Genomic DNA, 25,743 nt, shown 5'->3' on the forward strand with positions numbered 1-25,743 from the left:
ATAACGCAGCATAAATGCAAAACATGCGCTGCCCAAAGGGTTCTGCCTAGGGGCAATTTACTCTTTGTTGCTCGATTTTTACTTAGCCCGCTAGGCTAAAAACCTCGCGCCGCGATTAAATCGCCCCTAGATTGAACAAATTTTAATCCTGAAAGGTCAACAGGCCCTAGAACATTGGAGTGTGAATGTATCTTTTTGAAGGTCTTAAAAAGAAAATTTCAGAATACTTGCCCGCTGCTGATGTAGAGCTGGTTCAAAAATCTTACGTGGTAGCCCGAGAGGCCCATGAAGGACAAACTCGCTCAAGTGGCGAACCTTACATAACTCATCCAGTCGAAGTAACCCAAATTCTTGCAGGCATGCATCTTGATCATGAAACGCTCATGGCCGCGCTAATGCATGATGTAATTGAAGATACTGATTTTAGCCAACAAGATTTAGCCGAAATTTTTGGCGAAACTGTGGCAGAACTCGTTGAAGGTGTAAGTAAGCTCGATAAGCTCAGCTTTAAAGATAAAAAAGAATTCCAAGCTGAAAACTACCGCAAAATGATTATGGCAATGACTCAGGATATTCGAGTTATTTTAATCAAGCTTGCTGATAGAACGCACAATATGCGTACTTTAGGGGCACTGCGCCCAGATAAGCGCCGCAGAATAGCACGTGAAACGCTTGAGATTTACGCGCCAATAGCAAACCGCTTAGGTATTCACGATATTAAAAATGAGCTTGAAGACTTAGGTTTTCAAGCTTTATATCCTATGCGTCATCGCGCACTTAAATCTGAAGTAGCTAAAGCACGTGGTAATCGCAAAGAAGTTATCACTAATATCCAACATGAAATAGAAGCACGTCTTGAAGAGTCAGGCATTAAAGCGACTGTGTCAGGCCGTGAGAAACATTTATATAGTATTTATAAAAAAATGCTTAATAAAGAACTGCTATTTAACGAAGTTATGGATATTTACGCGTTTAGAATTGCAGTTGATTCTATGGATACGTGTTATCGCGTATTAGGTGTGGCTCATAGTCTTTATAAGCCTATAGAAACACGCTTTAAAGATTATATTGCTGTACCAAAAACTAATGGTTACCAATCGCTTCATACTTCATTAGTTGGCCCACACGGAATACCTGTTGAGATTCAAATTCGTACTCACGATATGGATCAGATGGCCGACAAAGGTGTAGCGGCGCACTGGATGTATAAAAAATCAGGTGATGGTGCCGGTAATACTTCGCAGCAACGTGCTCGCCAATGGATGCAAAGCTTATTAGAGCTTCAGCAAAGTGCGGGTTCATCGTTTGAATTTATTGAAAACGTAAAAACTGAGCTATTCCCAGAAGAAATTTACGTATTTACACCTGATGGTCGTATTGTTGAGCTACCAATGGGCGCTACCGCAGTCGATTTTGCGTATGCTGTTCATACTGATGTAGGCAACACTTGTGTAGGCGCTCGCGTTAATCGCAAGCCACATCCTTTAAGTAGGCCATTAGATACAGGGCAAACCATAGAGATAATAACAAGCTCAGGTGCCCACCCTAATGCAACATGGCTAAACTTTATTGTTACTGGTAAAGCACGCTTGGGTGTTCGTAATTACCTTAGAAGCCAGCATCATGAAGAGGCTATGCTTTTAGGGCGTCGTTTACTTGATTCGGCATTAGGCGAAAACAAACTAGATAGCATTGCTGATGAAAATATAGCGAGAGTACTTGAAGAGCACGAACTAACTACGCTTCTTGAATTACTTGTAGAAATTGGCTCTGGTAACTTAATGAGTATGTTAATTGCCAAGCGCTTATTGCAAAATGACAATGACGATTTAACTGATATAACAAGCCAAGCTAAAGCGACCATTATTGGTACTGAAGGCATGTTAGTGAATTACTCTAAGTGTTGCCGACCTGTACCAGGCGATGCCATTACGGCTCATATAAGCCAAGGTAAGGGCCTGACCGTTCACCGCCAAGAATGTAAAAATATTCGTGGTTGGGAAAATGAGCGTTCTAAATACTTAGTTGTAAAATGGGACGATAACCCAGAAAAAGAATATATTGCAGCTCTGAGAGTTGAAATTATTAACCATCAAGGCGCGTTAGCTAAGCTAACCAATGTTGTCGCTACAACCCAAGCCAATATTGTCGAAATTGCCACCGATGAAAAAGAAAGTAATTTATACGTGATAGATTTAGGGGTTACCGTTAAAAACCGTATCCACGTTGCTAACATTATGCGCCGCATTCGCGTTATGCCTGATGTACAAAAAGTCTATCGTAAAAAATAAAATAGGAAACACATGAATAAAGCATTTATCTCTACCGACAAAGCACCTGCAGCTATTGGCACTTACAGCCAAGCAGTTAAAGTAGGTACCGCTGTTTATTTATCTGGTCAAATTCCATTAGTTCCAGAAACGATGGAAATGATTTCAGAAGATTTTAGCGAGCAAACGCATCAAGTATTTAAAAATATTGCTGCGGTATGTGAAGAAGCAGGCGGAAAAATTCATGATTTAGTTAAAATCAATATTTACCTAACTGATCTATCTAACTTCGCCACTGTAAATGAAGTGATGAGCCAATACTTTAAACAACCTTACCCAGCTAGAGCTGCATTAGGTGTTCGTGCACTACCAAAAGGTGCACAAGTTGAAATAGACGGAATAATGGAATTACCTTCTACCAATTAAGTATTACAGGCTATAGAGCTTCTCTATAGCCTTTATTTTTCGCTCCACACTTCGTTTTATCTGACTTCTTGACTCATAAGTAAATTTCTAGCAATCTGTAGTTGTGTTTTAAAAAACAAACTTAACTTAAGTAGTAAAAAAGGATTAACTCGTGTTTAAGCTTGCCAACAATGGAAATGTTTTACTTGATGTAAAAGAGCATATTCCTCCCAGCGCTGCATTTATTTTAGAGGCTCTCGAAAAGTCAGCTTTTTGCGACTGTAAAATAGATCATGACGCTATTAATGATTTTTTTAAAAACGAAAACACACAACAAACTCTCGTTGTAGCAACAAAACACAATGCCACTTTAAATGTAACAATTAGCGACGATAAAATGCTGGCCATTGGCGAGCTAACGCTTGCCCAAGGTGGAAAGTTATTAAGCTTAGAAGATGCAAAAAAACAACTCGTTAAAGCAGGTATTGTGCGTGGGTATAAACAAGCTTTTTTAGAACAGCTGCTACAAAAACAATCTGAACACTCTGCAGGATCTGTCGTTAAGGGGATATTAGCTAAAGGTAGGCTCCCAAGCGATGGTTTAGCCACTAAACTAATAACAACCGTAGAGACTTTAAAAGACCGTTTAAAAGCGCCCAAGCTCAAAGAAGATGGCAGTGTGGATATGCGCGACTTTGGCAAGCTTGCAAGCGTAGAACCTGGCTCTGTGCTTATTCGCCAGCAACCTGCAACTCCCGGTAAAGAAGGCTTTACCGTAATAGGTGACATACTGCCCGCAAAACCCGGAGAAAATAAACAATTAGTCGCCGGCGAAGGCACTGAAATATCAAAAATGAATCCGCTTGAGTTAGTCTCTACTATTGCTGGTGTTCCGGTTGAAATTAATAATGGTATGCGTGTCGACGATATTTTTACCATTTCAGATGTAAATGTAAAAAGCGGCCATATTGACTTTCAAGGCAGTGTTATTGTTACTCGCAATATAGACCCAGGGATGAAAGTAACTGCCAAAGGCGATATTACTATATTTGGCACGGTTGAATCTGGCGAGCTTACTGCAGGCGGAAACATCACGGTTAAACAAGGCATTATTGGCCATCAAAAAATGGATAGTAAGTCACTTTCTTGCAAGCTAATTGCGCTAGGTGATATTCATGTATCTCACTCACAGTATTGTTACCTCGATGCAAATAATATTTTTATTGATCGCCAAACAAGCCATTGTGTAATAAAAGCTAAACGCTTACTGCAAGTAGGCCAATCCGACTTACCTAAGGGTAAAATATTTGGTGGTGAAATACTTGATGCAACAACTCTCATTGCTGGCGAAATAGGGAATGAATCAGGCGCTAAAATGATTATTAACCTAGCGGCTTCTGGCGCTGAAATAACAGCGGATACTGATAATTGCTTTAAAGACTTAGCTAAAACAGATGCACAATTAGATACGCTGCAAGCAGCGCTAGAAAAAACTGATTTAGTGAAGGATGCCGAAAAGAAGAAAATATTAATTACTAAAATTGGAGCTACTCAAAAACATTACTGTGAGCAAGCAGAGCTATTAGAAAAACGTCTTTCAAACTTAGATCACGACTTACACGATTTACTTAGCGACGCTAATTTAACGGTGAATTCTGTTTTGCATTCAGGTGTAGAGATCCATATTTTTGATAAAGTACTTAAAACAATCCGCAATTACCCTCCGTGCAACGTTAAACTTTTAAATAATAAAATTGAAATAGAGTTTAAAACACACTAAAAAATTGAGTGCTCTATTGAGCACTCAAATTAACTCACTTTTTTACAATTTAAAGTAAGCCACTTACCGTATCATAAGTTTGACTTGGCCATACACCCACTTGTACTTGGCCAATATGCTGCTTTTGTAGCAATAGCATAGCCAAGCGAGACTGCCCTATTCCACCGCCAATCGTTTGCGGAAATTTACTTTGTAGTAGCGCTTTATGCCAATCAAACTCTAAGCGGTCTTCATCTCCAGTTGTACTTAACTGCGCTTTTAAAACCTCAGGGCTTACACGTATACCCATTGATGATATTTCAAATGCATCTTCAAGTACTGGGTTCCATACTAAAATATCACCATTTAAACCCATATATTGATCGCATGTTGGCGTAGACCAATCATCGTAATCTGGGGCTCTTACATCATGAATTTTGCCATCTCCAAGCGCGCCACCAATTCCAATCAAAAATACAGCACCATATTCTTGTGCAATGGCTTTTTCGCGTTGCTTAGCACTAAAGTCAGGATACATTTTACGTAGCTCTTCACTGTGCACAAACTTAATATCGTCCGGTAAAAAAGGCGTTAAGCCATAAGACTCTCTTACAAAAGCTTCCGTCTCTTTTATCCCTTTATAAATAGATTGAACAGTTTGCTTTAGTGTTGCCAGCGAACGTTCTGTCGTTTCGTTAATTACTTTTTCCCAATCCCATTGATCAACATATACAGAATGAATAGGACTTAATGAATCTTCATCTGGGCGCAAAGCCTTCATTTGAGTGTAAATACCCTCACCAACACTAAAGCCATAAGTTGCCAGTGTTTTACGTTTCCACTTAGCCAGTGAATGCACCACTTCGTAGCGGCTATCTGTAATCGCTTTCACATTTACAGCAACTGCGTTTTCATGGCCGCTTAAGTTATCTTGCGTACCGTCGCCAACCTTAGCCAAAATTGGGGCTTGAACCTCAACCAGCCCAAGTTGGGTTTCTAGTTGTTGTGAAAAAAATTGCTTAACTTTACTTATTTGCTGCTGTTGCTGCACATAGTGTGAACTCATAATAATTGGCCTCATTCCCAGTTATTGTTACTTGCTTAATTGATAAAAAGCGATCTAATTAACGCCCTTAATGAAGTTAATGTAACGATTTAAAGGATTAATTCAATATCCCATAACAAAAATAGCTTTAATATATAAAAACCATTAATTAAATGGTATAAAAACCATATATTCGATAATTTTATGAGAAAAATATAATGGAAAATTATTTAATCGATAATCTCGATAATCTCGATAAACAGATACTTCATGCGTTAATGGCAAATGCCCGTACTGCGTACGCCGAATTAGCAAAAAGATTTAATGTAAGCGCAGGGACAATTCACGTAAGAATTGAAAAAATGAAGCAAGCAGGGATCATTACAGGCACCCAATTAACGATTAATACTAAACAGCTAGGCTACGATGTGTGCTGCTTTATAGGCATTAATTTAAATAACGCACGAGATTACCCGCAAACGCTTATAAAGCTAGAAGCATTGGAGGAAGTGGTAGAGGCTTATTACACAACAGGTAACTACAGTATATTTATAAAGGTAATGACAAAGTCCATTGATCACTTACAAGATGTGCTGATTAATAAAATACAGGCAATAGAAGCCATTCAATCAACAGAAACACTTATTTCTCTACAAAATCCAATTAGCCGTACGGTAATGCCTTAACTGCAAAAATCTCGTATAATTGCCGAAAAAAGAGGATAACCATGCAGCAAACTCGCTATCAAAGAATCGAAGACGTACTTTCGCGCCGTCAAACAGACCTAACCGTGTGTTTAGAAGACGTGCACAAACACCATAACTTATCTGCAATAGTACGAAGTGCTGATGCGGTTGGTTGCCATCACGTACATGCTGTATGGCCTGAAAAGCAAAAATGGCTAACAAATAATACCTCAGGTGGCAGTAAAAACTGGCTAGAGACGCACTTACATAGAAATATTGATGATGCCGTTACTGCAATGCGTGAACGCAATCCAGAAATACAAATATTAGCGACTCATCTATCAGAAGATGCCGTTGATTTTAGAGAAGTAGATTACACCAAGCCAACGGCTATTATTGTTGGACAAGAAAAAACGGGGATATCAGAAAAAGCTCTAGAATATGCCGATCAAAATATTATTATTCCAATGCAAGGCATGGTGCAATCACTAAATGTTTCGGTTGCTGCTGCGCTAATATTGTTTGAAGCACAGCGCCAACGCGAGCTGGCTGGTTTATATAATAGAGATATGCTGAGCGCCGAAGTTAAACATCCACTTTACTTTGAAGGCTGCCACCCTATTATTGCAAGGCAGTGTAAACAAAAAAAATTACCTTATCCTGCACTTGATGAAAACGGCGAAATAGTCGCTGACGAGCAATTTTGGCAAGCTTTAAAACATACTTGATGGACTAAAGCTCTGTAAGTACACTTAGCCTACTCACAAATAATAAGATTGATATAATTTGTCTAAACCTAGCTTAAATCAATACCCAATTACAGAGCTCAAAGGGGTCGGCCCAAAAATGGCTGAGCGTTTGTTAAAGCTAGGTATTTTAACTGTGCAAGATATGCTTTTTCATTTGCCACTTCGCTATGAAGATCGCACTCGCTTATACGCGATTAGCGAGTTGTCACTTCATAGCCACGTAAGTGTTGAAGCAACAATTGAAACAAGCCAAATTACGTTTGGTAAAAGGCGCATGCTTGTTTGCCAAATCAATGATGGTACTGGCAGGCTAACACTACGATTTTTTAATTTTACCGCCGCACAAAAAAACGCATTTAGTGCTGGTAAAATAATACGTTGTTTTGGTGAAGTGCGCCGTGGCCGTGTTGGTTTTGAAATGAGTCATCCTGAATACAGCATCAGCGATACTTCCAACGAGCAGCCGGTAGCGACCACATTAACACCCGTTTATTCAACAACCGAAGGTTTAAAGCAACTATCGATTAGAGCTTTAAGCGAACAGGCTATTGATTTACTGCATAAATACTCAGTAGAAGAACTACTGCCTTCACAGTGGCAGCCATCAAATATGCCACTAAGTGACGCCTTATTATTACTGCACCGCCCAGCAAATGATGTTGATGTAACTGCATTAGAGCAAGGTACTCACCCTGCTCAACAGCGCCTTGTATTTGAGGAGTTACTTGCTCAAAACCTCAGCTTATTGAAAGTAAGAGAGCAAGGGCAACAAGTTAAAGCCGTGGCATTAAATCCGGTAAACACATTAGAAAGCCAATTTTTAGAGCAACTTCCTTTTGCCCCCACAAATGCGCAAAGCCGCGTAGTTGCTGAAATTAAAGGTGACATGCAACACGCGTATCCCATGATGCGTTTAGTACAAGGCGATGTAGGCTCAGGTAAAACCCTAGTAGCAGCACTTAGTGCACTAACAGCCATTGCGCAGGGCTTTCAAGTAGCTTTAATGGCTCCTACTGAAATTTTATCAGAGCAACATGGCGTTAATTTTACAACGTGGTTTAATCAACTAGGTATAACAGTTGCTTGGCTTGGCGGTAAAACAAAAGGCAAAGAGCGCGTTGCAACACTTGAAAAAATAGCCTCTGGTGAAGCCCAAATGATTGTAGGTACTCACGCTTTATTTCAAGATGAAGTTAAGTTTAATAACTTAGTGCTTATCGTTATTGATGAACAACACCGCTTTGGTGTCCACCAGCGTTTATCACTACGCGAAAAAGGTAAGTTTGGTGATTGTTACCCTCATCAACTAGTTATGACCGCAACACCTATCCCACGTACGCTCGCTATGACAGCCTATGCCGACTTAGAAACCTCTGTGATTGACGAGTTACCACCTGGGCGTACGCCAATCACAACAGTAGCACTTCCAGATACTCGCAGAGACGATATTATTGCCCGCGTTAAATTAGCGTGTAACGAGCAAGGCCGCCAAGTTTATTGGGTATGTACACTTATAGATGAATCTGAAGTACTGCAATGCCAAGCAGCGGAGGACAGTGCACTACAGTTAAAAGAAGCATTACCAGAGCTAAACGTAGGTTTAGTACATGGGCGAATGAAATCAGCTGAAAAACAAGCCATTATGAGCGAGTTTAAAGCAGGCAATATACATGTTTTAGTTGCCACTACGGTTATTGAAGTTGGTGTAGATGTCCCTAATGCGAGCTTAATCATTATAGAAAACCCTGAGCGCTTAGGCTTAGCACAGCTGCATCAGTTACGTGGGCGCGTTGGCCGTGGCGCTACTGCATCGCATTGTGTGCTTTTATATCATGCGCCGCTGTCTTATACCGCTCAAAAGCGATTAGGTGTACTACGCGATAGTAACGATGGTTTTGTGATAGCAGAGCGCGATTTAGAAATTCGTGGCCCTGGTGAAGTACTCGGTACAAAACAAACAGGGTTAGCCGAGTTTAAAATTGCCGATCTTACCCGTGATAAGCACATACTTAATCAAGTAAGACCGATTGCACAGCAAATGCTTAAGCAACACCCAGAGGTTGTTGACCCACTAATTCAACGTTGGTTGGGTAACAAGCAAAATTACGCGCAAGCGTAACCACTCTATTTTCGATACTTTTGAGTTTACTAAGTTAATTTACTAAATTAGCTTACAAAGGATATAAAAAAGCCAGCCCTAAACAATATAGAGCTGACTACTGATATCTAAACTGAGCTAAGCTAAGCTAAGCTAAGCAGTATAAAAGCGATTAGCGCCTTTTACTGCTCTTAGTTAAATTTAAGCTTTATTAAGCTCAAATATAAGCGATGTTTGCGGGAATGATATTGGCATTTGTAAGCCAAACTGCATTAGCGCTTCACCGGTAAATGTTTGTCCATTTACCGCTGCAATAGAAGATGGACGATACTCTTCAAATTTTACCGGCCACACTAAATTAAGTGTGTACTGCGCATCGGCATCTAGACCAACAAAACGAAGCTTATTAGGCGCTGTACGCGGTGTTTCGCGAACGCTGTTATAGGCAAATAACGCTTTTGTTTTTTGCTCATCAATTAAACCAAAGTTAATTGATAAATCGTCGCTATCAAGGCGGTATAAATCGGCGCTATGAATAAACTCACGATGCTTTTTGTGAAGTGCTATTGCCGCTTTAAGGGCATTGTATTCGTGATCGGTCAGTTCACGTGGGTCCATTTCGATTCCCATGTGGCCAAACATTGATACCGCAGCACGCATTTCAATACTTACATTACGCCCTGTGATATGACAATCGCGTGGGCCTACGTGTGCCCCCATAACCGACGATGGGAAAAAGAACGAACATCCACGCTGTATTTCAAGGCGATCAAGCGCATCGTTTGAATCTGACGTCCATACACGGTCTGTGTGTGCAAGTACGCCGTAATCTACACGTGCACCACCTGACGAACAGCTTTCTATTTCAAGCCCTGGATGCGCCTCTTTAATACGGTCAATTAAACGATAAAGTGCTAATGTTTGCTGATGCACTGCTGGCTTACCATCAAAATTACCCGCATGGTTAATATCGCGGTTCATATCCCATTTAATGTACTTAATAGTTGGGTATTCAACTAAAATATCGTCAATCGCTTTGTATAGGTACTCAACAACCTCAGAGCGCGTTAAATCAAGTACTAGCTGATTTCTAAAGCTTAACTGTTCGTTGTTTTGGGAGCCTAAAACCCAATCAGGATGCGCGCGGTATAAATCACTATCTGGGTTGACCATTTCTGGTTCAAACCAAATACCAAACTCCATACCTAAGCTATTCACATGATCTATAACTGGTGATAAACCATCGGGGTAAATTTTGTAATCTACTGTCCAATCACCTAAGCCTGCATTGTCGCCACGGCGGCCTTTAAACCAACCATCATCAAGTACAAAACGTTCAATACCTAGCGGGGCCACTTTGTCGGCTAGTTGCTTAAGCGTATCTACGTCGTGATCAAAGTAAATGCCTTCCCATGTGTTGTAATGCACAGGACGCGTTTTTTCACGCTGTGCTTGGCTAAGTAAATTAGCTTTAACAAAACGATGAAAATTACGAGAAAGCGCACTAAAACCTTCACTCGAAAACGAGCCATAAATGCTCGGGCTTTGATACGTTTGACCTTTAGCAAGCGTAAGCTCACCAGGAAGTAATAGCTCACCCATTTGTACATAACGACGACCTTCAGCTAAAAGCTCTGCGCGTAGTTTATTATTACCACTCCAACCTAAATGAAAGCCGTAACATTCGCCGTGCTGCTCGCCTGCATTTTCGTTATGCACTAATAAACCAGGGAATACATCGTGTGATGTTTTGCCTTTACGGTTTTCACGAACAAAACTGCCTAAGACTAAATCAACCGATTGACGTTGAAATTCATTTGACCAACGACCTTCAAAGCTCACTATTTTGCTTACGCTATCTGGCAATTGAAATGTTGGCGCGGCGCAAAAATTAACGCCCAGTGGTGAGTCACCTAAATTAGTTAATACAGTATGTGCACTTAGTACGTCACTGTTGTTGTCAAGCGTAATGCTGTGCACGACTTCAATACCACGGAGCTTATCTACACTTACAAACTCAACAGTCGCACTTGAAGGTTGACGCACTTCTTGAAGCTCTGGCCCAACTGACCATGCGATTGAATCATTTACTAGCTCAAGGCCTGGCGCGCCAGTAAAGCCTTCGCCTAATAAAGGAGATAGAGAAATAGGCGCTTCTTCAACCACGGCACATTTTACTTCTTGACGGGTAGCAAGCTGAGTAAGCATTGTTTCTGTTGTTTGCTCAGATAGGCGTTTACCAAAGTACAGTAACGCCGGTGTTTTGCTCTGGCAGTCGAAAATAACGGTGCTGTTTACACTGTCTAATCGATAAAATGATTTAGTGTCGGCCATGATTTTCCTATCCTCTTGTTCATTGTGTGAGTTATAAATATAACGAAAATTAGTAAGCTACACTATGTACTAAATGTATCTCTTTGCTTGAGCCACAATCTATCAGACAGTGACATTCAACAATAATAGTATATATCATATAAATTGGGTTTTGATAGTCTTTACATCGCAAATAGTCAGATAAACTCACTGGAAGTACCACTGTAGCAAAAAGCTATAAACTAACCTTAACTTTAAAGTGATGTTACTAATTTCTTATACATATAAAAAAATCGGCCAGAGTTGCCCCATGACCGACTTTGTCAGCTTAAACTATTTATACGTTATTTTTGTACTTGTGCTTGGCCTGCGTCATCAAGTGCCGGTGTTTTACCTGCCCACTGCGCATTTAAACCAAATACCACTTTATTTACTATCAATGCAAAGGCTACACATACAATCAGTGTAATTGGCATTAAGTGAATGTAATGAATGTCAGTATGTAGTGGTGAGTTTGCAAATGTAAGCATGCCGTACATTACAACACCTAAAATTACTGCTGCAATACCCGCTCGTGCATCAACATTTTTAAATAATAAGCCCACTACAAAAATAGAGAATATAGGCATACTTAATAAGCCATTTAATTGCTGTAGTAAGTTAATAATACTGTCTGCTTGCTGGTAAATTGGTACAAGTACCAGTGTTAAGCTTGTTAGTAGCAATGTTACGTAACCACTTAGCTTTACAACACTTGGCTCTTTATTAAAGTACGCTTCGTGAATGTCACACACATATAGTGCTGTAGCTGAATTTAATAAGCTGTTGTAAGTAGAAAGTACAGCTGCTGCCATTGCCGCTGCGAATACACCGGTTAACCATGCTGGCATTACATCACCCACAATTCGACCATAAGCCGCGTCGCCAATATCGCCATAAAGTTTAAACGAAATAATACCCGGTAATACCACAATTGCAGGGACGATTAAAAAACGAATACCCGCAGCTGCAAATATACCTTTTTGCGCTTCTTTAACATTAGGTGCTGCCATTGCTCGCTGTGTGATTGTTTGGTTAGTACCCCAGTAATACATTTGAATAAAGATCATACCGGTTAAAAGTGTTGGCCACGGAATAGGTGAGTCAGCATCGCCTATGAGTGTTAAGCGCTCCTCAGGAATACCCGTAAAGTCATAATCAATCGCATTAAGTGCTAAAAACACGACTAAAACAGCCATGCCTAGTACAAGTATGCCATTGTAGGTATCCGATACAGCAACTGCTCGCAGACCGCCAAAAAACGCATAAACAGCACCAATAATGGCAAATGCGGTGGCGATATACATTAGCGGAATATCAACCTTAAACATGGTTTGCATAAATAGCGCGCCAGAATAAATAACCGCTGGCATATAAATAAGTGCATTACCTAAAAAGAATAAACCACCAATCACAGCGCGAATATGTTTGTTGTTATAGCGCTTTTCTAAAAGCTCTGTGGTCGTTGTACAGTTGTATTTGTAATAAACAGGAATGAACACTTTGGCTAAAATAATCAAACCTATAATTGCTGCAAGCTCCCACCAAACCAGTAAAGCCATTTGGTTACCATTCATACCTACAAGCTGATCAGTACTTAAATTAGTTAATGTGATTGAACCTGCAACAAACATCCAAGTAAGGCCACCGCCCGCTAAAAAATACTCTTTGGTTTGGCTTTGTCCGTTATTGCGATTTTGGCCTCGGCATTTCCAATAAGTAAGGCCACCAATTAAAGCGGTGACAAAAACAAAAACCACCAGCTGTAAAATGTTATCTGACATGTGTGTGTCTCCTGCGCGTTATGCGCAATGTCTGTGTAATAAAAAAGTGCACGCTACAGCGCGTGCGCATCTCGACTTAGTTCTAACTTAATCTGCTTTAAAGGCATAAGTTCGGGACGTTGGTTATGCAGCTTTACCAATGCATTTAACTGAAACAGAGAAATAAGCATACTGTTAAGCACACTTAAGTAACCCTGCTTTTGTAGTTCTGCAATGGTATTGCTATCTAATGTTTGCAGTTTGTCTTCATCAACGGTGCTCAAACCTTGAATAGTTTGGGTTTCGCCTTGTTCAAACTGCAATACAATATCTATGTTTTTAATGAGCCCTAACCGAGCAATTTCTTGGGTAAATTGATACGTTTGATAGTCATTTTTTAAGTCGCTTTCTAACAGTTTTTGCTGTGCACTTAAAAATAAACTCGGGTTACCTTTAGCATCAAATAGTGCCTCACCTTGCTGCGTGTTTACGGCTGAGCTTTGATCATCAATCGCGATAAAATAATCGCTACTATTTGCTTCTCGGGTCATTAAATAAAGAGGCTGGGTTTGCATACATACCGGTGTGTAAAGTGCCTGCCATTGGTTGTTATTAACCAATAAACTTTGACCTGCACTAAAGCTGGTTAACGCTGATACTGTATAACTGCCATTTTGTGTATTACGTGCTAAAAAAATAGGTAAGTCGCAGGCTGCTTTTGCTATTTCATTTGCTCTTAAATTAACTAAATGCTGCGTTTTTGCGTATTCAACGGCTGCATTGGGGTTAATTTTTAATGTTTGGTGTTTGGTGTTTACTAGTTCACTAATAGCCATAGTTACACATCCTTAAACTGGGTTAGCTGCTAACCACTGCTCTATAAAAGCACGGTGAGGCGGCAAAGTTTGCAACATCTGCTGTGTAAGCTGGCTGTTACGTTCAATTATTTGTTTGGCTTGCACATGTTGTGAATACAAATATGCTTGTTTAGTAAAGTCAGGCTTAAAGCCCATACCGTACAAAACATACTGATAACTGGCAGCAGGGAATAACTCTAATGCGCCATGAAAATCTTGAATAAGCGGGCCACGGCTTCCCCAAAGAAGTAAATCTTCTTGCAGGGTTTGTGGAATAGTATTGGGCTGCACATGTGCTTGCCAGTAAGGTTCTGGGCGCTTGGTTAGCATGTAATGCAGCTTTAAAAAGTCGATAATACGCTGCCAGCGGTAGTCCATTTGCTCGTTAAAGCGTTTAGCTACAATAGACATTACTTGTGTATCTGCTGGCATATGCTCGGCTACAAAGCGTGCTGAAATTTCAACAAGCATAATAGCGGTTGCTTCAAGCGGCTCTACAAACCCTGCCGACATACCAATGGCAACACAGTTTTTATGCCAAAACTTCTCACGGTATCCTGATTCAAAACTAATTTTACGGGCAGTTAAACCGTTTGCTGCATCGCCTAAATAGTCTCTTAGGTTTTGCTCTGCTTCATCGTCTGATAAAAATTTGCTTGAATAGACATGCCCTACACCACGGCGATGCGTTAAACCTATATCCCAAATCCATCCTGCGTTTTGCGCTGTTGCTATGGTATGGCTGGCTAAGGAGTTATCGTTTTCATCGTAAGGGACTTGCATCGCCAGTGCGCTGTCGTTAAATAGCACGTGGTCCATTTTTTTAAACGGTACGTTGAGCGCTTGGCCTAATAACAATGATGAAAAACCAGTACAGTCTATAAATAAATCGGCGTTTATAGTGCGGGTTTGATCTTTTAGAGTAAGCTCATTTATTGCACCACCGTCATCAAGCTTTACCTGATCAACAGTACCAATAATATGCTCTACGCCAAGCTTACTTTTACAATGCTGTTTAAGCATTTCTGCAAAAGCGCCGGCATCTAAGTGATAAGCGTAATTACAATTACCTTGATATTCACCTTGCGCTATACCTCTTGGGGCTAAGCTTGCTTCGCAAATATCATGTTGAAAATTAGTTTGCTGTGCAAAGTCTTCAACATTATCTAAATATGGGGCTAAATCTATACGGCCGTAGCCTAGCGGTACAGTAAATGGATGGTAGTAAAAGTCATTATTGCCATGAGTCCAATTTACAAACTTCCCGCCTTGTTTGAAGGTAGCATTACAGGCTTTAAACACATCAACTTCACGCAAGCCTATTTGCTGAAGTGTGTTTTTCATCGTGGGCCAGGTACCTTCACCTACGCCAATAGTTGGAATGTCTGATGATTCAACCAACATCACTTTTAAGCCGTCACCATTTTGACCTTGGTGATACGAAGCTATAATTGCAGCGCTCAGCCATCCTGCTGTACCACCGCCAACTACTGCTACTGTTTTTATTGCTTTATTCATAATGGACTACTCTTTGAGTATTTTTGATAACGTTTTATACAACAAATACCCGTTAGGGCATTTTGATTTAATGTGTATTCATTTTAGCCAATTAGGTTAACTAATATACATTACTGCTAAATTAACCTAATTGGTATTAGCACCTTGGTGCTGTAATGAAAACTAAGAGGCGAAAAATACGCCTCCATCATTAATTAAAACGATCCGCGAATACCAAACGCGTAACGTGAGCCATTATCTTCTACTGAATAGATTTGGTTAGCAAAACGACCTGTTTGTACTAGCTCTTCTTCAGTAATATTGATGCCTTCCGCAAAAATAGTGAAGTTTTCGTTAATATCGTAGCTTGCACTAATATCCCACTGACCGTAAGTTTCTACGTTCACTGGTTCACCGTTAAAGCCGTTATCAACTAAGCGTAAAAAGCCTTCACGGTTGTTAAATGCAACACGTGCTTGCCAGTTATCTTGCTCATAGAAAAATATTAAGTTTTGTGAATCGCCTAAACCTTCAAGTGCAAATGTTTGTGTAGTGTCTGCGCCCACGCTAATGTCGCTGTTTACTACTGTTGCATTGGCAATAAAACCAAAGCCATTTTCAAACATATGAGTTACACCAACTTCGTAACCCGTTACTTTAGCTGATTCGCCATTTTGAGGACGAGTCACTGTGTAAACTTCTGAGCTACCAATAAGTTCGTCATCTGCTTGGTCTGTACATGTAGTACACGCAAAATCAGGACCTGAGCGGTCAGTCATATCGTATGTTTCTGCACCTGTTAGGGTAACAATAAAGTCATCTACTTCTTTGCTAAATACTGCAAAGCTAAATAAGTTAGCATCGTTGTAGTACCACTCGTAAGAGATATCCCAGTTTTCTGATTGGAATGGTTTAAGTGCAGGGTTACCGCCACTTGCGGTTAAGTTTTGACGACGTGGCTCGTTAAAGTTTGTCGCAGGAGATAACTGAGACATCGTTGGACGAGTAATACTGTCGTACGCTGCAAAGCGTAAAATCATGTTATCTTGCAGCTCTAACTTAACATTTAAAGAAGGGAGTAAGTTTGAGTAGCTAGTACCTTGCTCAATGCTTGTAGCCGGGCCAAATACGTTAGCAAACAATGTCGCATCTGACGTTGGTATTACATCGCTAATAAAGCTTTGTATTGCAGCAACTTCAATATCAGTTTCTGAGTAACGCGCGCCAAAGTTAACTGTTACAGGCATATCTGAAAGGTCAAAACCAAGCGTAAAGTCCATGTATAAGCTAGTGATGTCTTCGTTAATTGTGTAACGGTTATTTTGTAGTGTTGGTTCTACTGGGAAACCTTGATCGGCTAAGTAATCAAGCATTTTATCGCCATCGTAGCTATAAAATGTATCGATTAAACCAGGGAAGTAGTTACTCGCTGTATAAGCTTCAAAATCAATTGCATCAAGTGGCGCTTCTGTCCCGTAACCACAAAATTGACATTGGCTACCAAATACTTGGAAGCTTGATTTTTCACGTTCTTGGCGATAAGCACCAAAGTTAATACGCTCTACAGGGCCTTTATCTGGCACATATTCAAAATCAGCTTTTACTTCAGTAATTTCATCTTCATCTGTAAATTGAAGACCAATTTCGTTGTAGTGAAGACGCGCTAGGCTTGGATCAGGCAACGAACCATTTTCAAAACCATCATGCTGTACAGTAGGAATACTGCCAGTACCGTCAAAAGTATAGCTATTAATAATACCTACAACGTTAAAACGGTCAGTACCTGCTCGGTCATTTTCGGCTGTTGAGCGAGATACATCAAATTTTGCTTTTAATGACTCGTTTACTTGCCAGTCAACGTTAATACCGAATGCTTTATTAGTTACATCACGTGAGTTACGTGTATGCGATACAAAGTCACTTGCAGGGTCGCCACTTGGCGCGCCTAAGCCAACTTCTTGAGAGAAAGTTAAAAGAGTACCTGTTTCTGGATCAATCGTTGCACTACCTACGCGGTCTGGTTCAAACCAAGATGCTAAATCGCGTACTGTTGAATCAACTTCAAATTTTGAAATCATGCCATCAACAGTAATCGTAACATCGTCAGACGGTGCATATTGTAGTACTAAACTTGCATTTGTACGCTCGCGGTCTTGCTCATCAACAACTTGATCCCAGTTACGTGGAATGTAGGCATTTTCAAACAATACACCATCCGTTGGATTAGAGATTGTTTGGCCACCGCGCCAACCAGCCGTTAAAATTTGGTTATTCTGAAGTTTACGTTGTTGATTAGTGATGGCAAAAAGCACACCTAGCTTGTCATCGTTAAACGTATTACTTATTAAGAATGATGTTGATGGAGATACTTCTTCAGAAAGGCTTTCGTACATACCTTTAACTGAACCTAAAATATGTAAACCACCAAAATCAAAAGGACGTGCTGTAGTTACGTTAACCGTACCACCAATGCCGCCTTCTTGAAGAGTTGCTGTATTACTTTTATAAATATCAGCACCGGTGATTTGATCCGCCGCCAATACATCAAAATTAAATTCACGACCTGCACTGTCTGTCGCAATTTGACGACCATTAACAAGTACAGTATTAAATTGTGGACCAAAACCACGAATAGTTACCGCTTGGCCTTCACCACCACTACGGTCAATTGCTACACCTGTAATACGTTGCAGAGATTCTGCTACGTTTAAATCAGGAAATTTACCAAGATCTTCTGCTTTAATCCCGTCTGTAACAACATTAGATGCTTTTTTATCTAACATTGATGAACGTAAGCTGCTGCGGATACCCGTTACTGCGATAACTTCAACATCTTCATTTACTACTGTAGGCGTATTGCCTTCAGCGCCTTGAGCTGCAACGTTTCCGCTTGCCAATATGCCTGTGATAGCAATACTGATCGCGGTTTTCTTGTTGAACGATAACTTATTGTTAATTATCATTTTTTAAAAACTCCTGATTGTGTGTAGTCGTTGTGTCGTTGTGGTAGTGCATATAGTTTCAAATACTATTTATATTATAAATACTTTAAACCAGCAAAAAGTGCAACCTTTTCCTGAATTATGGATAGCATTTAATCACTGTATTTTTGCTTTTAATTTTCTTTAAATTAACATTAGAATGCTGTATTCACTCAGAAAAAGAGTAAATAATAACCTGTTCGTAATCCTCTCCCGGTAATAAATTAGCTTTTGGAAAATTTTCACGATTTGGCGCATCTGGCCAATTTTGCGCTTCAAAACACAAAGCTTGTCGTGCTTTAAAAGGCGCACCTACAAAGTTAGCGGTGTATAACTGCATGCCTGGCTGCGTACTTTTAAGGGTTAAACTAACGTTCGTGTGTGGCGAAGTTAATGTAGCCATCGTCTTTAAACTGCTGTCATCATTAAAAATATAGCAGTGATCAAAGCCATTTCCAGCTTCTAGTTGAGGATGAACGGCGCTTAAGGCCTCACCAACTTGAGCTGGCTTAGTAAAGTCAAAGCAGGTACCGGTGACTGATGCAGATTCATTAAGTGGAATACTAGTTGTATCAATAGGAAGATAGTAATTGGCATTAACTTGAACAAGGTGTTCATTAATTGATTCGCTGCCATCAAGATTAAAATAGCAATGGTTGGTAAAGTTAACGAGCGTTTCTTTATTGGTTAGCGCTTTAAAGTGCAGAGTAAGCTCGCCGTTTTTAGCGCTAATCGTTTGCCAAACCTGCAACTCACCGGGGAAACCTTGTTCGCCGTCGGGCGAGCAATAATAAAGTTCAACTTCACTTTCAGTTTGTTTGGTTACTTGCCAAAGTACTTTATTAAAGCCTTTAACGCCGCCGTGCAGGCTATTAGGGCCGTTATTTGCTTCTAGTTGATACTGCGTACCAGATAAGTTAAAACGCCCCTTTGCAATGCGATTAGCGTATCGACCTACTGTAGCGCCAAGATAAAATGGGTTTTCAAGATAGTATTGAGGATCATCGACGCTAAGCGTCATTTCTTGTTTTTTAAATTTAATGCTTTTTATTATTGCGCCAAATGGCAAAATTTCAGCTGTTAAATTTTGACCATCACTGAGCTGAATAACTTGTAAAGGTTGGTTATTGGCAATAGATGTCACACGCATTCTCCAATCAAATTACCGAATTAACATTTCCTGTTATAACGGCGCAACAATATATAATATAAATAGTATATAATTGAAGCCTGTAACTCAATCTAAATACGTTGAAATTTCTCGACAAATATTTACAGCTGCCATCATATATTTACAATAATTCAGCTCAGTATGGGCTTATGTAAAATATAAGCCTCGTAAGGTTAACTGCTTTGGTAAATATGCTCGTTAAGCGCTGCTTTTTCGTCAATGCTAAGCGCTTGTTTTGATTTAGCAATAAAATCATACCTCACCATAACGGCCTTACCTATTGCGCAGCATTTATCGTGTTGCCATGCTTCTTGCCTAAGCGTAAAAGAGCTAGTGCCTATATGCTCTACAGAGGTTTTTACGGTCACTTCGTGGCCATAAAATAATTCGCCTACAAACGACACTTCAACTTTGGCGATAATCAATTTCCAATCATGTGGATTTAAGTCCGGTGTAAAAAACTTAAAAATAGGTCCACGTGCGACTTCAAACCATACAGGTAGTACGGTATTGTTAATGTGTCCGAGTGCATCTGTTTCGCTAAAGCGCGGCATCACTTTTTCAATAAACATAAAAATCCAATAATAATTATATAAAGGTAAACCATGACGGACTTTATACGCGTTGTTGATAACGCATTAAGCGATGAGTTTTGCGATGAATTTATTTCCACATTCGCGCAAAGCCCGCATGTAAAACAAGGGGTAACATCGGGCGGTGTCGACTTAAAGAAAAAAGACAGTCACGACCTACACTTAAATAATCACCCCGAATATGCACAACAATTAAAACATATACAACAAACGACTGCACAGCATGTTTTTAAGTATGTTGAAGAGCATATTTTTATGATGATTGGGGCATTTGGCTTAAAGGTCTATCACCCAAAAACAGGGGAAGTAGTCGATTTAACCCAAGAAAATTTTGAAGAAGTGGGTAAACCGCAATTACCTTTGCTAGTTCAGCAAATTTTTAGACTTGGTAATATTCAAGCGCAAAAATATGAAGTAAACAAAGGTGGCTACCCTTACTGGCATAGTGAAGTTTACCCGCAGCTACAGCACAATGAAGCACTACATCGCGTGTTGTTATTTATGTTTTATTTAAACGATGTTGATGAAGGCGGTGAAACGGAGTTTTACTATCAAAATCGTAAAATAGCACCTAAAAAAGGCACTATGGTAATAGCTCCTGGCTACTTTACACATACCCACAGAGGTAATAAGCCAGTATCAAACGATAAGTATATTTTAACATCGTGGGTATTGTTTAACCGTGCAGAACAAATATATGGTGCGCCAAAGAGTTAGCGCACCAAAATCAGTATTATTTAACCGAGCAGTTCATCAAATAAATTAAACAACTGATCTAGCTCTTCAATGGTGTTGTAGTGCATACAACCAATGCGCACTACACCGCCTTTATCAAGCACATCTAATTGCTTGCACAAACCTTGCGCGTAAAAATTACCATCCCACACACAAATATGCTGCTTACCTAAAAATTCTGAAACGGCGCGTGGCTCAAGCCCTTCAAAAATTAAAGCAAAAGTAGGTGTACGCTCATTTAAGCGATCAAAGTCATCAATACCAAACAACTTAATGCGTGGGTAGTTTACCAAGCGCGTTAAAAAGTGCTCACTAAGCGCCATTTCGTGTTGTTTAGTTTTAGCAAAAGCTATGCTTAACTTTTCGCGGCGTGAATGGCTATCGTCAAGTTCGCTAATTGCTGCAATGTAATCAACAGCAGCAATAAAGCCCGCCATAGCTTCAAAGCTTTGTGTGCCGGTTTCCCAACGACCTGGTGCTACGTCTTTAGCGGGTTCTACTTTATAAGGCGTAAACCCATCTAAATGTTCTTTTTTACCGTAAACCATGCCTAAATGCGGGCCAAAAAACTTATATGCAGAGCAGGCTAAAAAGTCGCAATCAAGCGCTTGCACGTCAACAAGTTCATGCGGTGCGTAATGTACGGCATCAACATAAACAAGTGCGCCTACAGCGTGAGCAAGCTCTACAATACGTTTAATATTATTAATTGAACCTGTGGTATTTGAAGCATACGTTACCGCTACAAGCTTAGTGTTGCTGTTTAATAAGCTTTCAAACTGCGCCATATCTAAGCTGCAATCTGCTTCGTTAATAAGCGCTGTATTTACCTTTACGCCTTTATCTTCTGCAGCTTGTTGCCACGACGATACATTTGAGAAGTGATCAGCATTGGTTACAATTATTTCATCACCAGCCTGCCAGCCACGTGAAATTGCACGGCTAAAGCTAAATGTTAGGCTGGTCATGTTTGGACCAAACACAATTTGTTGTGAGCTAGGTGCATTAAGTAAATCAGCGGCGGCTTGACGCGCATTCGCCATCAACTCAACCGTTTTATCACTTGAAAAAAACGCGCCACCTAAGTTTGAATTATAATGACCTAAATAAGCTGTCATCGCATTAAGCACCGATGTTGGTACCTGCGAGCCACCTGGTCCGTCTAAAAATATTGGCGATTTACCATCAACGTTTTGCATTAATGCAGGAAACTGCTCACGTAATTGCGTTATGTTCATGCTTATTCCTTAAGACGTTAATACAAAACAATCCAGGTAACCTGGTTTGCTAGCATCAATTTTGTTCATAGGTGTTGCGTTATGCCACACTTGACGGTCGTTTATTAATGCAAACATGCCGTCTTTTATTTCCATTTTAAAACAAGGCTCAGCTTGCTTGTTTTCGTATACAAGTAGCTCGCCGCCTTCTAAGTTTTCATGAGAAACGCCGCATATACATACATGGTCAAAACCATCTTGATGCACGCCTTCTGGCGCTGCAGGTGTATCACTGTTAATTGCAAGCATACGGAACTGATGAATTTCAATATCACGCTGTTCATCAATACCGGTAAGTTGGCGAAACTCATTTACAATGCTTTTCATGCCTTCTGACTCAAGTAAACTTTGCTCTAGGTTTTCGTAAGTACGCTCTACATTACCTTGAAAAGTATTAATTGAATCGTCTTGAACAAATGCTTTGGTTTGTTGTAACTTTATTTCACCATTTTGCATTTTAACTACTGAGTAACGACGTTTACGAAAGGCACCATCTGCATATGGATTTGCAGGCAGGTTATCAAAAGAAGGCTTAACCAAATCAATATTTGCTTGGTTAACAAAACGTAGTTGAAGTAAATTCTGGTTGTTTAATGCTGTCATAAAATCTCGCCTAAAATAATGAGAATATTGATGAGGATTTTAATGCATTTTGATAGGAATTTTTGCGCGATTAATTACTTTAAAAGTAACTTAAGACTAGATTTAATACAATAATATAAAAAAAGAAGCATGAACTATCTAATATTTATTTTAGCCAATAAAAAACCCGCCTAAGCGGGTTTTTAAACAAACTCTAAAAATTATACAGCTTGTTGAATAATCACGTTGTCTGCTTTTTTAGTGTAAGCAGGCATACGGTGGAAGTTCAAGTAACGGTATGTATCTGACGCCGTTGCATTGATCTTCGCAGCATATTCTTGGTACTCAGCAACTGTTGGTAATTTACCAATGATTGCAGCAATTGCAGCAAGCTCAGATGATGCTAAGAATACGTTTGCGCCATTACCTAAACGGTTAGGGAAGTTACGTGTAGAGGTAGACACAACCGTTGCTTTATCTGCAACACGTGCTTGGTTACCCATACATAGTGAACAACCTGGAGTTTCGATACGTGCGCCAACACGACCAAAAATACCGTAGTAACCTTCTTCTGTAAGTTGGTCTTTGTCCATCTTAGTAGGTGGAGCAACCCAAAGCTGAGTCGGAAGTTGACCTTTAAAGCCATCAAGCAACTTACCAGCAGCACGGAAGTGACCAATGTTAGTCATACAAGAACCGATGAATACTTCATCAATTTTCTCGCCAGCAACATCAGAAAGAAGACGCGCATCATCTGGGTCATTTGGAGCACAAAGAACAGGTTCTTTAATCTCAGCTAAATCAATTTCAACGATATGCTTGTACTCTGCATCAGCGTCAGCTTCCATTAGTTCTGGGTTAGCTAACCAATCTTGCATTGCAGTAATACGACGTTCAATCGTACGTACATCGCCGTAACCTTCAGAAATCATCCACTTAAGCATAACAATGTTTGATTCAAGGTATTCAGAGATAGACTCTTTAGATAACTTAACAGTACAACCTGCTGCCGAACGCTCTGCAGATGCATCTGATAATTCAAACGCTTGCTCAACAGTTAGGTGCTCAACGCCTTCAATTTCTAGTACGCGACCAGAGAATTCGTTAATTTTACCTTTTTTCTCAACTGTTAATAAACCTTGTTTGATACCGTAGTAAGGGATTGCATGAACAAGGTCACGTAAAGTGATACCTGGTTGCATTTCGCCTTTAAAACGAACCAAAATAGATTCAGGCATATCAAGTGGCATAACACCGGTTGCTGCTGCGAATGCTACTGCACCCGAACCTGCTGGGAATGAAATACCTAATGGGAAACGTGTATGTGAATCACCACCAGTACCTACGGTATCTGGTAATAACATACGGTTTAACCACGAGTGAATAATACCATCACCTGGACGAAGTGAAACACCGCCACGGTTCATGATGAAATCAGGAAGCGTATGGTGAGTGCTTACATCGATAGGCTTAGGATAAGCTGATGTATGACAGAAAGACTGCATTGTTAAATCTGCAGAGAAACCTAAACATGCTAGATCTTTAAGTTCATCACGTGTCATAGGACCTGTTGTATCTTGCGAACCAACAGTTGTCATTTTAGGCTCACAGTACTGACCTGGGCGAATACCTGCAACGTTACATGCTTTACCAACCATTTTTTGCGCTAGTGTGAAGCCTTTATCAGAAACTTCTGTTGCTGTTGGTACTTTAAATGTATCAGTTGCGCCTAAGCCAAGAGATGTACGCGCTTTATCAGTTAAACCACGACCGATGATTAGTGGAATACGACCACCAGCACGAACTTCATCTAAAATCACATCAGATTTAAGCTCAAAAGTAGAAATCACTTTATCAGTACCATGTTGCTTAACAACACCTTCGTACGGATAAATATCGATTTGCTCGCCCATGTTGAGTTCATCAACATTTAATTCGATTGGTAATGCGCCTGAATCTTCCATTGTGTTGAAGAAGATTGGAGCAATTTTATTACCTAGACATACACCGCCAACACGCTTGTTTGGTACAAACGGGATATCATCGCCCATAAACCAAAGTACAGAGTTAGTTGCAGACTTACGAGAAGAACCCGTACCAACAACATCACCTACGTAAGCAAGTGGTAAACCTTTAGTTTTTAATTCTTCAATCTGAGTAATTGGACCAACTTCGCCCGCTTTATCAGGTGTAATACCATCGCGTTCAATTTTTAGCATTGCTAAAGCATGAAGTGGGATATCTGGACGAGACCATGCATCTGGTGCAGGAGACAAGTCATCAGTATTTGTTTCGCCAGTTACTTTAAATACAGTAACTGAAATCTTTTCAGCAACAGCTGGTTTATTAGTAAACCATTCTGCATTTGCCCAAGACTCAATAATTTGCTTAGCGAATGTATTACCTGCTTTTGCTTTTTCTTCTACATCGTAAAACGCATCAAACATAAGTAATGTATTTGAAAGGCCTTTAACTACGATTGGTGCAAGTGTTTCGTCATCAAGTAGGTCAATCATTGGTGCGATATTGTAACCGCCCAACATTGTACCTAATAATTCTGCCGCTTTTTCTTTAGAAACAAGTGGAGAATTAGTTTCACCTTTAGCTACAGCTGCTAAGAAGCCCGCTTTAATATAAGCAGCATCATCAACACCTGCTGGTATACGCTGAATGAACAAATCTAAAATGAATTCTTCTTCACCTGCAGGTGGAGTTTTGATTAATTCAATAAGATCAGCAGTTTGCTGAGCATCTAATGGCGCTGGTACGATACCTAACGCGGCACGTTCTTCTACGTGTTTACGATATTCTTGTAGCACAATATTGCCCTCTTGGTGACGTGAAAGTATCCGGTAGCGCTTCAAGCGCAAATAAGTTACCCAATACTTATAGTATTCTAACGCGTAATTATAAAGCTTTTATG

At 40.0% G+C, this 25,743-nt stretch carries 18 protein-coding genes; 7 read left to right on the forward strand and 11 right to left on the reverse strand.

Annotated elements, in window-relative coordinates; all coding sequences use genetic code 11:
- The first annotated feature begins 185 nt into the window (after positions 1–185).
- The 3 genes from spoT to I6F44_RS10530 all read left to right on the forward strand — a co-directional run bounded on the left by spoT (position 186) and on the right by I6F44_RS10530 (position 4,455).
- Positions 186–2,291: a bifunctional GTP diphosphokinase/guanosine-3',5'-bis pyrophosphate 3'-pyrophosphohydrolase gene (spoT, locus tag I6F44_RS10520; RefSeq protein ID WP_007580016.1), complete on the forward strand. Its 2,106-nt coding sequence runs from the start codon at positions 186–188 to the stop codon at positions 2,289–2,291.
- A 12-nt stretch (positions 2,292–2,303) separates the two neighbouring features.
- Positions 2,304–2,696, forward strand: a complete 393-nt coding sequence (locus I6F44_RS10525; RefSeq protein ID WP_007580015.1) for a RidA family protein — start codon at positions 2,304–2,306, stop codon at positions 2,694–2,696.
- 151 nt (positions 2,697–2,847) lie between these two features.
- On the forward strand, positions 2,848–4,455 hold the full coding sequence (locus I6F44_RS10530; protein ID WP_007580013.1) for a DUF342 domain-containing protein: 1,608 nt from the start codon (positions 2,848–2,850) through the stop codon (positions 4,453–4,455).
- Positions 4,456–4,504: 49 nt separating this feature from the next.
- On the opposite strand, the gene asnA is transcribed toward I6F44_RS10530, so the two are convergent.
- The gene (asnA, locus tag I6F44_RS10535; RefSeq protein ID WP_165722213.1) at positions 4,505–5,500 is read right to left on the reverse strand and encodes an aspartate--ammonia ligase; all 996 of its coding nucleotides are present in this window, start codon (positions 5,498–5,500) and stop codon (positions 4,505–4,507) included.
- A 197-nt stretch (positions 5,501–5,697) separates the two neighbouring features.
- Here asnA and asnC point away from each other — a divergent pair, with 197 nt between their 5' ends.
- The 3 genes from asnC to recG are packed head-to-tail and all read left to right on the forward strand — an operon-like array spanning position 5,698 to position 9,033.
- Positions 5,698–6,165, forward strand: coding sequence for a transcriptional regulator AsnC (gene asnC, locus I6F44_RS10540; RefSeq protein WP_165722215.1), 468 nt, complete (start codon positions 5,698–5,700; stop codon positions 6,163–6,165).
- Between the two features lie 41 nt (positions 6,166–6,206).
- Positions 6,207–6,893: a tRNA (guanosine(18)-2'-O)-methyltransferase TrmH gene (trmH, locus tag I6F44_RS10545; RefSeq protein WP_007580009.1), complete on the forward strand. Its 687-nt coding sequence runs from the start codon at positions 6,207–6,209 to the stop codon at positions 6,891–6,893.
- 58 nt (positions 6,894–6,951) lie between these two features.
- On the forward strand, positions 6,952–9,033 hold the full coding sequence (recG, locus tag I6F44_RS10550) for an ATP-dependent DNA helicase RecG (protein ID WP_197173747.1): 2,082 nt from the start codon (positions 6,952–6,954) through the stop codon (positions 9,031–9,033).
- A gap of 180 nt (positions 9,034–9,213) precedes the next feature.
- Here the strand turns inward: recG and I6F44_RS10555 are convergent, their stop codons facing one another.
- The 7 genes from I6F44_RS10555 to I6F44_RS10585 form a co-directional block, all read right to left on the reverse strand.
- Positions 9,214–11,346 (reverse strand): alpha-galactosidase, encoded by a 2,133-nt coding sequence (locus tag I6F44_RS10555; protein WP_197173748.1) that lies wholly within the window; start codon positions 11,344–11,346, stop codon positions 9,214–9,216.
- 323 nt (positions 11,347–11,669) lie between these two features.
- On the reverse strand, positions 11,670–13,148 hold the full coding sequence (locus I6F44_RS10560) for an SLC5 family protein (RefSeq protein WP_007580003.1): 1,479 nt from the start codon (positions 13,146–13,148) through the stop codon (positions 11,670–11,672).
- A 53-nt stretch (positions 13,149–13,201) separates the two neighbouring features.
- Positions 13,202–13,963 carry a SapC family protein gene (locus I6F44_RS10565; RefSeq protein WP_197173749.1) on the reverse strand — a complete coding sequence of 254 codons (762 nt, stop codon included), beginning with the start codon at positions 13,961–13,963 and terminating at the stop codon, positions 13,202–13,204.
- Positions 13,964–13,975: 12 nt separating this feature from the next.
- Positions 13,976–15,502, reverse strand: coding sequence for a tryptophan halogenase family protein (locus I6F44_RS10570; protein ID WP_197173750.1), 1,527 nt, complete (start codon positions 15,500–15,502; stop codon positions 13,976–13,978).
- A gap of 194 nt (positions 15,503–15,696) precedes the next feature.
- The gene (locus tag I6F44_RS10575) at positions 15,697–18,444 is read right to left on the reverse strand and encodes a TonB-dependent receptor (RefSeq protein ID WP_197173751.1); all 2,748 of its coding nucleotides are present in this window, start codon (positions 18,442–18,444) and stop codon (positions 15,697–15,699) included.
- A gap of 187 nt (positions 18,445–18,631) precedes the next feature.
- Positions 18,632–19,606 (reverse strand): aldose epimerase family protein, encoded by a 975-nt coding sequence (locus I6F44_RS10580; protein WP_101216852.1) that lies wholly within the window; start codon positions 19,604–19,606, stop codon positions 18,632–18,634.
- Between the two features lie 200 nt (positions 19,607–19,806).
- Positions 19,807–20,205: an acyl-CoA thioesterase gene (locus I6F44_RS10585; RefSeq protein ID WP_024589549.1), complete on the reverse strand. Its 399-nt coding sequence runs from the start codon at positions 20,203–20,205 to the stop codon at positions 19,807–19,809.
- A 33-nt stretch (positions 20,206–20,238) separates the two neighbouring features.
- On the opposite strand from I6F44_RS10585, the gene I6F44_RS10590 reads away from it, so the two are divergent.
- Positions 20,239–20,943 (forward strand): 2OG-Fe(II) oxygenase, encoded by a 705-nt coding sequence (locus I6F44_RS10590; RefSeq protein ID WP_197152453.1) that lies wholly within the window; start codon positions 20,239–20,241, stop codon positions 20,941–20,943.
- Between the two features lie 20 nt (positions 20,944–20,963).
- Here the strand turns inward: I6F44_RS10590 and I6F44_RS10595 are convergent, their stop codons facing one another.
- The 3 genes from I6F44_RS10595 to acnB all read right to left on the reverse strand — a co-directional run bounded on the left by I6F44_RS10595 (position 20,964) and on the right by acnB (position 25,639).
- Positions 20,964–22,199 (reverse strand): cysteine desulfurase-like protein, encoded by a 1,236-nt coding sequence (locus I6F44_RS10595; RefSeq protein ID WP_197152451.1) that lies wholly within the window; start codon positions 22,197–22,199, stop codon positions 20,964–20,966.
- Between the two features lie 9 nt (positions 22,200–22,208).
- Positions 22,209–22,841, reverse strand: a complete 633-nt coding sequence (locus I6F44_RS10600; protein ID WP_007579988.1) for a 2OG-Fe dioxygenase family protein — start codon at positions 22,839–22,841, stop codon at positions 22,209–22,211.
- A gap of 200 nt (positions 22,842–23,041) precedes the next feature.
- Positions 23,042–25,639 (reverse strand): bifunctional aconitate hydratase 2/2-methylisocitrate dehydratase, encoded by a 2,598-nt coding sequence (gene acnB / locus I6F44_RS10605; protein ID WP_007579986.1) that lies wholly within the window; start codon positions 25,637–25,639, stop codon positions 23,042–23,044.
- Positions 25,640–25,743 lie beyond the last annotated feature (104 nt).

This window comes from Pseudoalteromonas sp. NZS11_1 (assembly GCF_015864275.1).
Lineage (GTDB): Bacteria > Pseudomonadota > Gammaproteobacteria > Enterobacterales > Alteromonadaceae > Pseudoalteromonas > Pseudoalteromonas arctica.